The organism is Streptomyces sp. SM10, from assembly GCF_002910915.1.
Taxonomy (GTDB): Bacteria; Actinomycetota; Actinomycetes; order Streptomycetales; family Streptomycetaceae; genus Streptomyces.
On the sequence record NZ_NEUF01000150.1, the window covers coordinates 20,062 to 33,350 of the forward strand.

Here is a 13,289-nt window from a genome sequence, read left to right on the forward strand (position 1 = left end):
ACGCGGCCCCGATCAGGCGAAGCGCCAGCGGGTCTGGCCGAACGGATCGCCCTTGGCGAAGCCGAAGACCGTGCGGGGGGCCACCGCGAAGACCTCCGCACGGCCCCCCGCGCCGTTGGTGAACATCCCGTCCGTGACGCCGAAGTGCCAGTCGCCGCCGTACTTCGACTCCCACGCCTCGGCCAGCGCGATCAGCCGCTGCTCCTGGGTCACCCGGGCCGCCAGGCCCTCGACCACGACGTCGAACCCCTCGTTCAGCGTGTTGGCGCCGGTGGTCAGCGCGACCTCCGGGTTGGCGGCCGGATTGCGCGCCTTGCGTTCCGAAGGCCCCGTGCAGAAGTGCAGCGCTCCGTCCGACCAGAGGCCGATCAGCGGGGTGACGTGCGGGCGGCCGTCGGGGCGGACCGTGGAGAGCCAGTACAGCTCGGCGCCCTCCAGCAGGGCGACCGCCTCCGCCCAGGGGCGGGCGGTCGCGTCGTCGCTGCTGTAGTGCGGGTCCAGGGCGGTCTCCGGGGCGGGGGCTGCGCTCTCGGCCGGCATGACGGGTCTCCTCGGGCGGTATGGCGGTGTCCATGGTCATGTGCTCGTTCGTGTCTCTGCAGGGTGGACTTCGCTCCCGCCCCGGATTCATCGGTACGGGGCTAGGCTCGAGGGGCGGACATGTGCGATCGGCGGGCAGGAGACACGGGATGACGACGGTGCCGGGACGCAGGAGCAGTACGTTCACGAGACTGCTGCGGCACGGTTTCACCGATCCGTCCGCTGCCGAGAGGCTGCTGGATCTGCCCGAGCTCTCCTCCGTACGGGCCGATCCCGTCCTCTTCGACGCCCTCGGCGCGACCGCGGACCCCGATCTGGCCCTCCACAGCCTCGTGCGGCTGGTCGAGGCGGAGGAGGTGGAGGAGCGGCAGATCCTGCTGGACACGCTCGTCACCGCCAAACCGCTGCGGGACCGGCTCCTCGGCGCCCTCGGCGCCTCCGAGGCCCTCGGGGACCATCTGGCCCGGCATCCGCGCGACTGGCAGGCACTGGTCACCTACGAGGCGACCGACCTGCATCCCGGGGTTCTCGAATTCGAACACATGCTCTGCGACGCCGTCGATCCCGACTCCCTGCGCGTCGCCTACCGCAGGTCGCTGCTGTCGATAGCGGCCCGCGACGTGTGCGGCACGACCGACGTCGCCCAGGTCGCCGCGGAACTGGCCGACCTGGCGACGGCCACCCTGCGGGCGGCGCTCGCCATGGCCCGCGCCGACGCCCCCTCCGACGCCGCACAGTGCCGCCTCGCCGTCATCGCGATGGGCAAGTGCGGCGGGCACGAGCTGAACTACGTCTCCGACGTCGACGTGATCTTCGTGGGCGAGCCCGTCGACGGGGCCGAGGAGAGCGGTGCGATGCAGGCCGCCACCCGGCTCGCCGCCCACATGATGAGGATCTGCTCCGACACCACCGTCGAGGGCACCATCTGGCCCGTCGACGCCAATCTCCGCCCCGAGGGCCGCAACGGGCCGCTGGTGCGGACCCTGTCCTCGCACCTCGCCTACTACCAGCGCTGGGCCAAGACCTGGGAGTTCCAGGCACTGCTCAAGGCGCGGCCGGTCGCCGGTGACCCCGCGCTCGGTGCGGAGTACGTCGAGGCCCTGTCCCCGCTGGTGTGGCAGGCCGCCGACCGGGAGAACTTCGTCGGCGACGTGCAGAAGATGCGCCGCCGGGTCGTGGACAACATCCCCGTCGACCGCGTCGACCGCGAGCTCAAGCTCGGCCCCGGCGGCCTGCGGGACGTCGAATTCGCCGTCCAGCTGCTCCAGCTCGTCCACGGCCGCAGCGACAGCACCCTGCACTCCGGCTCCACGCTGGAGGCCCTGCGGGCCTTGGCCGATGGCGGGTACGTCGGGCGGGCGGACGCCGCGCAACTGGACGAGGCCTACCGCTTCCTGCGCTCCATGGAGCACCGCATCCAGCTCTACCGGCTGCGCCGCACCCATCTGGTGCCCGAGGAGGAGGCCGACCTGCGCCGGCTCGGCCGGTCCCTGGGGCTGCGCACGGACCCGGTGGCGGAGCTCAACAGGGCCTGGCGGCGGCATGCCTCCGTGGTGCGGCGGCTGCATGAGAAGCTCTTCTACCGGCCTCTCCTGGACGCCGTCGCCCAGCTCGCGTCCGGCGAGAGCAGGCTCAGCCCCAAGGCCGCCGTCGTCCGGCTGGAGGCCCTCGGCTACGCGGATCCCGCCGCCGCGCTGCGGCACCTGGAGGCCCTGTCGTCGGGGGTCTCCCGCAAGGCCGCGATCCAGCGCACACTCCTGCCGGTCCTCCTCGGCTGGTTCGCCGACTCCGCCGATCCGGACGCCGGGCTCCTCGGCTTCCGCCAGGTGTCCGACGCGCTCGGCAAGACCCCGTGGTATCTGCGCCTCCTGCGCGACGAGGGCGCCGCGGCCGAGAACCTCGCCCGGGTCCTGTCCGCCGGACGCCTCGCCCCCGACCTGCTGATGCGGGCCCCCGAGGCCGTCGCCATCCTCGGCGACCCGGAAGGGCTGAAGCCGCGCAGCCGGGACCACCTGGAGCAGGAGGTGCTGGCCGCGGTCGGCAGGGCCCAGGGCGCCGAGGCGGCGGTCGCCGTGGCGCGCGGGGTGCGGCGGCGAGAGCTGTTCCGTACGACGGCGGCCGACCTCATCGGCTCCTACGGCACCGAGGAGAACCCGGCGGAACCCGACCCCGGAGCCCTCGTCGACCGCGTCGGCTCCGCGGTCACCGACCTCAACGCCGCGACGCTCTCCGGGGCGCTGCGCGCCGCCGTCCGCGAACGGTGGGGCACCACGCTGCCCACCCGGTTCGCCGTCATCGGCATGGGCCGCTTCGGCGGGCACGAGCTGGGCTACGGCTCCGACGCCGATGTCCTGTTCGTGCACGAGCCCCGCGAGGGCGTCAGCGACGAGGAGGCGGCCCGGGCCGCCAACACCGTCGTCACGGAGATGCGCAGACTGCTGGAGCTGCCGACGGCGGATCCGCCCCTGATCGTCGACGTCGACCTGCGGCCGGAGGGCAAGACCGGGCCCCTGGTGCGCACCCTGAAGTCGTACGAGGCGTACTACCGCCGCTGGTCGCTGGTCTGGGAGAGCCAGGCGCTGCTGCGCGCCGCGCCGATGGCCGGGGACGAGGAGCTGGGCCGTGCCTTCGTCGAGCTGATCGACCCGCTGCGCTACCCCGCGGAGGGACTGGGGGACGACGCGGTCCGGGAGATCCGGCGGCTCAAGGCACGCATGGAGTCCGAGCGCATGCCGCGCGGGGCCGACCCGACGCTCCACACCAAGCTGGGGCGTGGCGGCCTGAGCGATGTCGAGTGGACGGTACAGCTGATACAGATGCAGCACGCCTGGGCCGAACCGGGGCTGCGGACCCCGCGTACGAGGGAGGCGCTGGCGGCTGCCGCCGCGGCGGGGCTGATCCCCATGGAGGAGGCCCGGACGCTGGACGAGGCGTGGGTGCTCGCCTCACGGGTCCGCAACGCGGTGATGCTGGTGCGGGGGCGCCCCGGCGACACGTTCCCCTCGAACCCGCGTGAGCTGACGGCCGTGGGGCGGTATCTGGGCTACGAACCGGGGCACGTGGGGGACATGCTGGACGACTACCGGCGGATCACCCGGCGGGCCCGGGCGGTCGTGGACGAGCGGTTCTACGGGGCGGCCGGGTGAAGGCGGCCGTAAGGACGGCACGGCGGCCGTAAGGACGGCAGGGGCTGACAGGGACTGTGAGGAACGGGCCCGCTCTCACCTTGCAGCTCTTGCAGGCCCGCGCCCTCACTCGCCGGACGCGCTCGCGCCGCCCGCCCGGGCCGTCACCGCGGGCGCCTTCGCGGGGGGCCGTCGCAGGGCGCGCAGGCGGCTCACTCCGGGGAGCTGCACCCGCTTCGGCAGGCGGTGCGGCAGCGACCCGTACCAGGCGTAGGAGACGGCCACGCCGAACGTCAGGCAGGCCATCCCGCCCACCGCGTCCAGCCAGAAGTGGTTCGCCGTCGCCACGATCACGACCAGCGTCGCCACGGGGTACAGCGCCCCCAGGATCCGCGCCCACGGGGCGGAGGCCAGGGCGCAGATGGTCAGACCGCACCACAGCGACCAGCCGATGTGCATGGACGGCATCGCCGCGTACTGGTTCGACATGTGCTTGAAGTTGCCCGAGGCCATCGACCCCCACGTCTGGTGCAGCATCACCGTGTCGACGAAGGCGCCGCCGTTCATCAGACGGGGCGGCGCCAGGGGGAAGAGGTAATAGCCGAGCAGGGCCACCGCCGTGGTGGCGAAGAGGACCAGGCGGGTGGCCGCGTATCGGCCCGGATGACGGCGGAACAGCCAGATCAGCACACTGATGGTCACGATGAAGTGCAGCGTCGCGTAGTAGTAGTTCATCGACACGATCAGCCATGTGACCGAATTGACGGCCCGGTTGACCGTTTCCTCGAAAGCGAGCCCCACGGTGTGCTCGAGGGACCAGATCCAGTCGGCGTTGCGCAGGGCCGCTGCCTTCTGCTCGGGTACGGCGTTGCGCACCAGCGAGTAGAGCCAGTAACTGACCGCGATCAGCAGGATTTCGAACCAGAGGCGCGGCCGGCGCGGCGAGCGCAGGGACCGGAGGGAGAAGCGGTGGGTGCGCATGCGTGACAAGGCGTTCGCTCTCCTCGAACCGGACGCCGTCGATCCGTCCGTGACGGGTGACGGGGTGGCCGCCGTGCGGTCTTCCTCTGTGGTCACGTGCGATTCACCCATAGGCGCAGAGTCTGCCAGATACGTCCCCCTCCGCCCGATGATCCTCCGGTCGGGTTCCGGTCGCACATTCTGCGCTCTACCGACGGGAACGGGCCGCGGGGGAGGGGCCCGGGCCCGAAGCGGTTGAACCGCGTACGACCAGTTCGGGCATGAACACGAACTCGCTGTGCGGAGCGGGCGTGCCGCCGATCTCCTCCAGCAGGGTGCGCACCGCGGCCTGGCCCATCGCCGTCACCGGCTGCCGGATCGTGGTCAGCGGGGGATCGGTGAACGCTATGAGGGGCGAGTCGTCGTATCCGACCACCGAGACGTCGCGCGGCACGTCCATCGACAGCCGGCGGGCCGCCCGGATCGCGCCGAGCGCCATCATGTCGCTCGCGCAGACCACGGCGGTGCAGCCGCGTTCCATCAGCGCCGAGGCGGCGGCCTGGCCGCCCTCCAGCGTGTACAGGGAGTGCTGGATCAGTTCCTCCACCGCGTCCGCGGAGAGATCCAGCCGCTCCTGCATGGTGGCGTGGAATCCCTCGATCTTGCGGAGCACCGGGACGAAGCGCTTCGGCCCGACCGCCAGGCCGATGCGCTGGTGGCCGAGCGCCACCAGGTGTGTCACCGCGAGGCGCATCGCCGCGCGGTCGTCGGGCGAGATGAAAGGGGCCTGCACCTTGGGGGAGAAACCGTTCACCAGGACGAAGGGGACACCCTGCGCACGCAGTTGTCCGTACCGCTGCATGTCGGCCGAGGTGTCGGCGTGCAGGCCGGACACGAAGATGATTCCCGAGACCCCGCGGTCGACGAGCATCTCGGTGAGCTCGTCCTCGGTGGAGCCGCCCGGTGTCTGCGTGGCCAGCACCGGCGTGTACCCCTGCCGGGTGAGTGCCTGGCCGATGACCTGGGCGAGCGCGGGGAAGATCGGGTTCTCCAGCTCGGGCGTGATCAGGCCGACGAGTCCGGCGCTGCGCCGGCGCAGCCGCACGGGGCGTTCGTAGCCGAGCACGTCGAGCGCCGCGAGGACGGATTCACGGGTGGCCGCTGCGACACCGGGCTTGCCGTTCAGTACGCGGCTGACCGTCGCTTCGCTGACCCCCGCCTGAGTTGCGATATCGGCAAGCCGTGCGGTCATGGCACTGGACTGTACCGGGCGCGTGTCGGATTGCCCACCATGCACGGGATTCGGGCAGTCCGCCCCGGCTGCCACCGTCCGCCCGGCTGCGTGCAGCAACATCTTGCAAGACCTTGCGGATCCCGCCAGGTGCCTGCGGTCGGATCGTCGTACTGCCTGCATACGGGTCCTGGTCAGGCGTGAACAGGGTCGAGGGGGGTTCCGTCAAGAGGCTTGACGGCAACCTTGAGGACACGCCAATGTAACGATCAGCGGCGCTTGCAGAAAAATTCCGCAAGGTCTTTCGGTCGTCTTTCATCCTTGTTACGTTCACGTCGACCCGGCGCCGCGACGGAGCGGTACGGCAGTTGAAGGAGTTCAGATGCGACGTGGCATAACGGCCACCGCCCTGGTCGCGACCCTGGCGCTCGCGGCGACCGCCTGCGGAAGCGATGACGAGTCCGGCGGCAGCAAGAGCTCGGGCGAGCTCTCCGGCACGGTGACCTGGTGGGACACCTCGACCGTCGGCAGCGAGGACAAGGTCTTCAAGAAGATCGCCGAAGGTTTCGAGAAGGAGCACCCGAAGGTCGACGTCAAGTACGTCAACGTCCCCTTCGGTGAGGCACAGAACAAGTTCAAGAACGCCGCGCAGGCCGGTGGCGGCGCCCCGGACGTCATCCGTTCCGAGGTCGCCTGGACCCCCGAGTTCGCCGACCTCGGCTACCTCGCGCCGCTGGACGGCACCGCGGCGCTGAAGGACGAGGGCGACTTCCTGGAGCAGGCCGCCGCGTCCACCAAGTACAAGGACAAGACCTACGCGGTTCCGCAGGTCATCGACTCCATGGGCATCTTCTACAACAAGAAGATCTTCAAGGAGGCCGGTGTCGAGGTCCCCGAGAACATCGCCGACCTGAAGACCGTCTCCAAGACGATCAAGGACAAGACCGGCAAGACCGGCCTCTACCTCCGCGGCGACGACGCGTACTGGTTCCTCTCCTTCCTCTACGGCGAGGGCGGCGACCTGGTCGACGCCAAGTCGAAGACCGTCACGGTGAACAACCCCGAGGGCGTCAAGGCCTTCAAGACGGTCAAGGACCTCGTCGACTCGGGTGCCGCCAAGACCGACGCCACCGACGGCTGGGAGAACATGCAGTCGTCGTTCAAGGACGGCAAGGTCGCGATGATGATCAACGGCCCGTGGGCCGTCGCCGACACCCTGACCGGCAAGGAGTTCACCGACAAGGCGAACCTCGGCATCTCCCCGGTGCCGGCCGGCACGGCCGGACAGGGCGCCCCGCAGGGCGGCCACAACCTCGCCGTCTACGCGGGCTCCAAGAACCTGGACGCCTCGTACGCCTTCGTCGAGTACATGACCTCGGTGGAGACCCAGGCGCAGACCGCCGGTGAGCTGAACCTGCTCCCGACCCGTACCTCGGCCTACGCCAAGCAGGAGGCCGCGGACAGCGAGATCGTGCAGTTCTTCAAGCCCGTCGTCGAGACCGCCGTCGAGCGCCCCTGGATCCCGGAGACCGGCAGCCTCTTCGCGCCGCTGGTCACCGAGTACACCAAGGTTCTCACCGACCAGACCACGCCGGAGAAGGCCGCGAAGGCGACCGGCGACTCCTACCGCAAGCTCCTCGAGGGCTGGAAGTAACCCAGGAAGGCAGGCCGGCTGATGGCTGTCCACACCAGCCAGTCGGTGGCGAAGGCCGCGGGCGACGACGTCGCCCGCGGCCGGAGCCGCGGTACTGGTAGATCCGCACCACCGAGCAAGCTCCGGCGGGCCATGTCGGTCCACTGGTACGCCTGGACCATGGTCGCCCCCGTCGTGATCGTGATCGGCGTGATCATCGGGTATCCGCTGGTCCGCGGCATCTACCTCTCGCTGACCGACGCCAACGAGCGCAACGTCGCCCGGTCCATCGGTGTCAACGAACTCCCCGCCACCTACGAGTTCGTGGGCGTCGACAACTACGTCGACGCGCTGACGGGTACCCAGTTCCTCGGCACGCTCGGCTGGACGCTGGTGTGGACGGTCTCCTGCGTGGGCATCACGTTCTGCCTGGGCATGGGGCTGGCCAACATTCTCAACCGCCGCATCGCCGGACGCTCCGCCTACCGCATGGCCCTGATCCTGCCCTGGGCCATCCCCGGCTTCGTCTCGGTCTTCGCCTGGCGCTTCCTCTACAACGAGGACCGCGGGCTGCTCAACAAGATCCTCGGCGGTGCCGGGATCGACGGCATACCCTGGCTGAACGACCCCACCTGGGCCAAGTTCTCCGTCATCGCCGTCAACGTCTGGCTCGGCGTCCCGTTCATGATGGTCGCCCTGCTCGGCGGCCTGCAGTCGATCCCCTCCGAGCAGTACGAGGCCGCGGAGATGGACGGCGCCACCGCCTGGCAGCGCTTCCGCCACATCACGCTCCCCGGACTGCGCCCGGTCTCCACCACGGTGGTCCTGCTCTCCACCATCTGGACCTTCAACATGTTCCCGGTGATCTTCCTGCTGACCCGCGGCGGACCCGGCGAGGCCACCCAGATCCTGGTCACCCAGGCGTACAAATTCTCCTTCGAGATCAGCCCGCGCGACTTCGCGCAGTCCTCCACCTGGGGCGTGCTGATCCTCGTACTCCTGATGCTCTTCGCCATGGTCTACAGGCGAGTGCTCCGCACGCAGGGAGACAACTGGTGACCACAGCCACCGCAACCCCCGCCCGGCACGGCGCCGCCAAGGTCCGCAGGCGCGGCGACCGCTCGCCGCTCGCCTCCACGGCCCTGCACCTCACCCTGATCATCGCGTCGGTGATCGCGGTCTTCCCGGTGCTCTGGGTCCTGCTGACCTCGCTGAAGCCCGCCCAGTTCGCGACGACGACGGACTTCTTCAAAGAGACGACGTTCGAGAACTACACCAACCTCATCAAGGACACCGAGTTCCTGAGCTGGTTCGGCAACTCCGTGGTCGTCGCCGGACTCTCCACCGTCATCGGTGTCTTCGTCTCCGCCACCACCGGCTACGCCGTCAGCCGCTTCCGCTTCCCCGGCAAGCGCGGGTTGATGTGGACGCTGCTGATCACCCAGATGTTCCCGGTCGCCGTCCTCATCGTGCCGATCTACAACATCATGTCGACCATCGGGCTGCTCAACCAGCCGGCCGGTCTCGTCATCACCTACCTCACCATCTCGGTGCCGTTCTGCGCCTGGATGATGAAGGGCTTCTTCGACACCATCCCGCACGAGATCGACGAGTCGGGCCAGGTCGACGGGCTGACCCCGTTCGGCACGTTCTGGCGGCTCATCCTCCCCCTCGCCAAGCCGGGCCTGGCCGTCACCGCCTTCTACTCCTTCATCACCGCCTGGGGCGAGGTGGCCTACGCCTCCGCCTTCATGGTCGGCGACGAGAACCTCACGCTCGCCGGCGGACTGCAGAAGTTCGTCAACCAGTACGGCGCCCAGTGGGGCCCGATGACCGCGGCGTCCGTGCTCATCGCGATCCCCGCCGCGCTGGTCTTCCTCTTCGCGCAGAAGCACCTGGTCACCGGCATGTCCGCCGGAGCCGTCAAGGGCTGACCCCACCTCACCCGCACGCCCGCACGCACCATCACGGCGGCGCCGGAAACCCCGACCCGGTCCCGGCGCCGCTCCCTCCCAGACACCCCAGGGACGACATGACCCAGCACCTCGCTGCCCCCTCCACCGGCACGTCCGACGGCGCCCCGGGCCACCGCACCGGCTGGTGGCAGGACGCGGTGATCTACCAGGTCTATCCGCGGAGCTTCGCCGACGCCGACGGCGACGGCATGGGCGACCTCGCGGGCGTCACCGCCCGGCTCCCGTACCTCAGGGACCTCGGCGTCGACGCCGTCTGGCTCAGCCCCTTCTACGCATCCCCGCAGGCCGACGCCGGCTACGACGTCGCCGACTACCGGGCGATCGACCCCATGTTCGGGACACTCCTCGACGCCGACCAGCTGATCCGCGAGGCCCACGGCCTGGGTCTGCGCATCATCGTCGACCTGGTGCCCAACCACTCCTCCGACCAGCACGAGTGGTTCAAGCGGGCCCTCGCCGAGGGCCCCGGATCCGCCCTGCGCGAGCGCTACCACTTCCGCCCCGGCAAGGGCACCGACGGCGCACTCCCGCCCAACGACTGGGAGTCCATCTTCGGCGGCCCCGCCTGGACCCGGACCACCGACCCGGACGGCACCCCCGGCGAGTGGTACCTGCACCTCTTCGCGCCCGAGCAGCCCGACTTCAACTGGGAACACCCGGCCGTCGCCGACGAGTTCCGCTCCATCCTGCGCTTCTGGCTCGACATGGGCGTCGACGGCTTCCGGGTCGACGTCGCCCACGGCCTCGTCAAGGCCGAGGGCCTGCCGGACCTCGGCTCCCACGACCAGCTGAAGCTGCTCGGCAATGACGTCATGCCGTTCTTCGACCAGGACGGTGTGCACGAGATCTACCGCAGCTGGCGCACCATCCTCGACGAGTACCCCGGCGACCGGATTCTCGTCGCCGAGGCGTGGACCCCGACCGTCGAGCGCACCGCCCACTACGTGCGCCCCGACGAGATGCACCAAGCCTTCAACTTCCAGTACCTGTCGACCGCCTGGGACGCCGCCGAGCTGCGTACGGTCATCGACTCCTCGCTCGACGCCATGCGTCCGGTGGGCGCCCCGACCACCTGGGTGCTCTCCAACCACGACGTCACCCGGCACACCACCCGCTTCGCCAACCCGCCGGGCCTGGGCACCCAGATCCGTACCCCCGGCGACCGCGAGCTCGGTCTGCGCAGGGCCCGCGCGGCCACCCTGCTGATGCTGGCCCTGCCCGGCTCCGCCTACGTCTACCAGGGCGAGGAGCTCGGCCTGCCCGACGTCACCGACCTGCCCGACGAGGCCCGCCAGGACCCGTCGTTCTTCCGCGCGGAGGGCCAGGACGGCTTCCGCGACGGCTGCCGCGTCCCGATCCCGTGGACCCGCGAGGGCTCCTCGTACGGCTTCGGCGACGGCGGCAGCTGGCTGCCGCAGCCCGCCAGCTGGGGCGCGCTCTCCGTCGAGGCGCAGACCGGTGCGGAGGGCTCCACCCTGGAGCTGTACCGCGCAGCGATCGCCGCCCGGCGCGAGCACCCCGGCCTCGGCGCCGGCAGCGACGTCCAGTGGCTGGACGCCCCCGAGGGCGTCCTGGCCCTCGGCCGCCCCGGCTTCGTCTGCACCGTCAACACGACGGGCGCACCGGTCCGGATCGCCGCCCCCGGCGCCCTGCTGCTCGCCGGCGGCCCGGTGACCGTCGACGGCGACACCGTCGAGCTGCCCGCCGACACCACGGTGTGGTGGACGGTGTGACCGTCCCGGCACCGAGGACCGGACCGGCGCTGCGGCTCTCCGACATCGCCGGTCAGGCCGTGGTCAGCGAGGCCACCGTCAGCCGGGTCCTCAACGGGAAGCCGGGCGTCGCGGACACCACACGCCAGCGGGTGCTCGCGGCGCTCGACATCCTCGGCTACGAGCGTCCCGTACGGCTGCGGCAGCGCAGCGCCGGACTGATCGGACTGGTGACTCCCGAGCTCACCAACCCGATCTTCCCGGCGTTCGCGCAGTCCGTGGAGCAGGTCCTCGCCGGGCACGGCTACACACCCGTGCTCTGCACCCAGCTGCCCGGTGGCGCCACCGAGGACGAGCTCGTCGAACAGCTCGTCGAGCGCGGCGTCGGCGGCATCGTCTTCCTGTCCGGGCTGCACGCCGACACCTCGGCCGACCCGGCGCGCTACGCCGCGCTCACCGAGCGCGGCGTGCCGTTCGTCCTGATCAACGGCTACAACGAGCGCATCAGCGCCCCGTTCGTCTCGCCCGACGACCAGGCCGCCGTACGCATGGCCGTCAGCCACCTCGCGGAGCTCGGCCACCGGCGGATCGGCCTGGCGATAGGCCCGCAGCGTTACGTGCCCTCCCGGCGCAAGCGCGACGGCTTCGTCGACGCGGCTGTCTCGCTGCTGGACATGGACCGCGAGGAAGCCGAACTGCTCGTCTGCTCCACGCTGTTCAGCGTCGAGGGCGGCCAGGTCGCGGCTGGCGCGCTGCTGGACGCGGGCTGCACCGGCATCGTCTGCGGGAGCGACCTGATGGCGCTCGGCGTCGTCCGTGCGGCCCGGGGAAGAGGCCTGGACGTCCCGCGCGACGTCTCGGTCGTCGGCTTCGACGACTCGCAGCTCATCGCCTTCACCGACCCGCCCCTCACGACGGTGCGCCAGCCGGTCCAGGCGATGGCCTCCGCGGCGGTGGGTGCGCTGCTGGAGGAGATCGCGGGAAGCCCGGTGCAGCGCACGGAGTACGTGTTCCAGCCGGAGCTGGTGGTACGCGGGTCGACCGCGGCGGTGCGCGGCATCTGAACGGGTGCGTGAGGGGGTGAGCGGGGCCGGGTCCGGAGGGGGGACCCGGCCCCGTTTCGCGTACCGACCCCGTTTCGGGCCCCCTTTCGGATACCGACCCCGCTTCGGATACCGACCCCGTTTCGCATGCCGGCCGCGGGACGGCTTCAGACCGGCAGCGCCTCCTCGTCGAGCTGGGTCAGCTCCACGGGGCTCAGCTCCAGCTCGGCGGCCCGCGCCGAGTCCCGGACGGATGCCGGCCGACTGGCGCCCGGCACCGGGATCACCGCGGGAGAGCGGCTCAGCAGCCAGGCCAGGGCGATCCGCTGCGGGCTCACGCCCCGCCCCGCCGCGACGCGCTGGAAGGCGGTCCCGGTGGAGGTCGGGCCGGAGGGGCCGTCGAGGGAGCTGCGGGAGATGCCGCCGAGGGGGCTCCAGGGCAGGAACGCCAGGCCCAGCTCTGTGCTCAGCCGTAATTCGGGCTCGCTGTCGCGGACGGCAGGCGAGTACCGGTTCTGTACCGAGACGAGCCCGTCGCCGAGGAGCCGGTGCGCCTGGCGGATCTGACCGGTGGTCACGTTCGAGATGCCGGCGGCGCGGATCGTGCCGGCATCGAGCAGGTCACGCAGCGCGCCGACGGACTCCGCCCAGGGCACGGCCGGGTCGGGCTTGTGCAACTGGTACAGGCCGATGGCCTCGACCCCCAGGCGCTTGGCGGAGGCTTCCGCTGCCCGCTTGAGGTGGGCCGGGGTGGCGGTGACGGTCCAGCTGCCGTCTCCGGGCCGGCCGCGGCCGCCCTTGGTGGCGATCAGCACACCGGAGGTGTCGCCGCCGTAGCGGGCCAGGGCCCGGGCGATCAGCAGCTCGTTGTGGCCCACCTCGCCGGCGTGCCAGTGATAGCTGTCGGCGGTGTCGATGAGCGTGACACCGGCGTCGAGGGCGGCGTGGACGGTGGCGACGGCCCGAGCCTCGTCCGGGCGGTTCTCGATGGACAGGGGCATGGCACCCAGGCCGATGGCGCTGACGGCGGTGCCGGCGATGCTGCGGTACTCCATGGCGGTCAGGCTCC

General features: G+C 70.9%; 10 protein-coding genes. 6 read left to right on the plus strand and 4 right to left on the minus strand.

The window, feature by feature from the left end:
- Positions 1-12: 12 nt before the first annotated feature.
- Entirely contained in the window at positions 13-540 is a 528-nt protein-coding gene (locus B9S57_RS23730) for a pyridoxamine 5'-phosphate oxidase family protein (protein ID WP_103517628.1), read from the minus strand.
- Positions 541-689: 149 nt separating this feature from the next.
- Here B9S57_RS23730 and B9S57_RS23735 point away from each other — a divergent pair, with 149 nt between their 5' ends.
- Positions 690-3,686 carry a bifunctional [glutamine synthetase] adenylyltransferase/[glutamine synthetase]-adenylyl-L-tyrosine phosphorylase gene (locus B9S57_RS23735; RefSeq protein ID WP_103517629.1) on the plus strand — a complete coding sequence of 999 codons (2,997 nt, stop codon included), beginning with the start codon at positions 690-692 and terminating at the stop codon, positions 3,684-3,686.
- Positions 3,687-3,791: 105 nt separating this feature from the next.
- Here B9S57_RS23735 and B9S57_RS23740 read toward each other — a convergent pair whose 3' ends face one another.
- On the minus strand, positions 3,792-4,646 hold the full coding sequence (locus tag B9S57_RS23740; protein ID WP_374935979.1) for a phosphatase PAP2 family protein: 855 nt from the start codon (positions 4,644-4,646) through the stop codon (positions 3,792-3,794).
- Between the two features lie 187 nt (positions 4,647-4,833).
- On the minus strand, positions 4,834-5,877 hold the full coding sequence (locus B9S57_RS23745) for a LacI family DNA-binding transcriptional regulator (protein ID WP_103517631.1): 1,044 nt from the start codon (positions 5,875-5,877) through the stop codon (positions 4,834-4,836).
- A gap of 361 nt (positions 5,878-6,238) precedes the next feature.
- On the opposite strand from B9S57_RS23745, the gene B9S57_RS23750 reads away from it, so the two are divergent.
- The 5 genes from B9S57_RS23750 (at position 6,239) to B9S57_RS23770 (ending at position 12,241) form a co-directional block, all read left to right on the plus strand.
- Positions 6,239-7,510 (plus strand): extracellular solute-binding protein, encoded by a 1,272-nt coding sequence (locus B9S57_RS23750; RefSeq protein ID WP_103517632.1) that lies wholly within the window; start codon positions 6,239-6,241, stop codon positions 7,508-7,510.
- A 21-nt stretch (positions 7,511-7,531) separates the two neighbouring features.
- Complete coding sequence (locus tag B9S57_RS23755; protein WP_103517633.1) at positions 7,532-8,548, plus strand: carbohydrate ABC transporter permease; 1,017 nt, start codon at positions 7,532-7,534, stop codon at positions 8,546-8,548.
- Positions 8,545-9,423, plus strand: a complete 879-nt coding sequence (locus B9S57_RS23760; protein ID WP_103517634.1) for a sugar ABC transporter permease — start codon at positions 8,545-8,547, stop codon at positions 9,421-9,423. The genes B9S57_RS23755 and B9S57_RS23760 overlap by 4 nt, the downstream gene beginning before the upstream one ends.
- Before the next feature lie 98 nt (positions 9,424-9,521).
- Positions 9,522-11,198 (plus strand): glycoside hydrolase family 13 protein, encoded by a 1,677-nt coding sequence (locus B9S57_RS23765; RefSeq protein ID WP_103517635.1) that lies wholly within the window; start codon positions 9,522-9,524, stop codon positions 11,196-11,198.
- The gene (locus B9S57_RS23770; protein ID WP_103517636.1) at positions 11,183-12,241 is read left to right on the plus strand and encodes a LacI family DNA-binding transcriptional regulator; all 1,059 of its coding nucleotides are present in this window, start codon (positions 11,183-11,185) and stop codon (positions 12,239-12,241) included. Before B9S57_RS23765 ends, B9S57_RS23770 begins: the two co-directional genes overlap by 16 nt.
- Before the next feature lie 146 nt (positions 12,242-12,387).
- Here B9S57_RS23770 and B9S57_RS23775 read toward each other — a convergent pair whose 3' ends face one another.
- A complete protein-coding gene (locus B9S57_RS23775; RefSeq protein WP_103517637.1) occupies positions 12,388-13,275 on the minus strand; it encodes an aldo/keto reductase in 888 nt (295 codons plus the stop codon).
- Positions 13,276-13,289: the final 14 nt, after the last annotated feature.

Bases quoted from the DNA above. Each gene is read 5' to 3' on its own strand.
- B9S57_RS23735 (WP_103517629.1), top strand. From the start codon at position 690: ATGACGACGGTGCCGGGACGCAGGAGCAGTACGTTCACGAGACTGCTG.
- B9S57_RS23755 (WP_103517633.1), top strand. From the start codon at position 7,532: ATGGCTGTCCACACCAGCCAGTCGGTGGCGAAGGCCGCGGGCGACGAC.
- B9S57_RS23765 (WP_103517635.1), top strand. From the start codon at position 9,522: ATGACCCAGCACCTCGCTGCCCCCTCCACCGGCACGTCCGACGGCGCC.
- B9S57_RS23750 (WP_103517632.1), top strand. From the start codon at position 6,239: ATGCGACGTGGCATAACGGCCACCGCCCTGGTCGCGACCCTGGCGCTC.
- B9S57_RS23740 (WP_374935979.1), bottom strand. From the start codon at position 4,646: ATGCGCACCCACCGCTTCTCCCTCCGGTCCCTGCGCTCGCCGCGCCGG.
- B9S57_RS23730 (WP_103517628.1), bottom strand. From the start codon at position 540: ATGCCGGCCGAGAGCGCAGCCCCCGCCCCGGAGACCGCCCTGGACCCG.
- B9S57_RS23745 (WP_103517631.1), bottom strand. From the start codon at position 5,877: ATGACCGCACGGCTTGCCGATATCGCAACTCAGGCGGGGGTCAGCGAA.
- B9S57_RS23775 (WP_103517637.1), bottom strand. From the start codon at position 13,275: ATGGAGTACCGCAGCATCGCCGGCACCGCCGTCAGCGCCATCGGCCTG.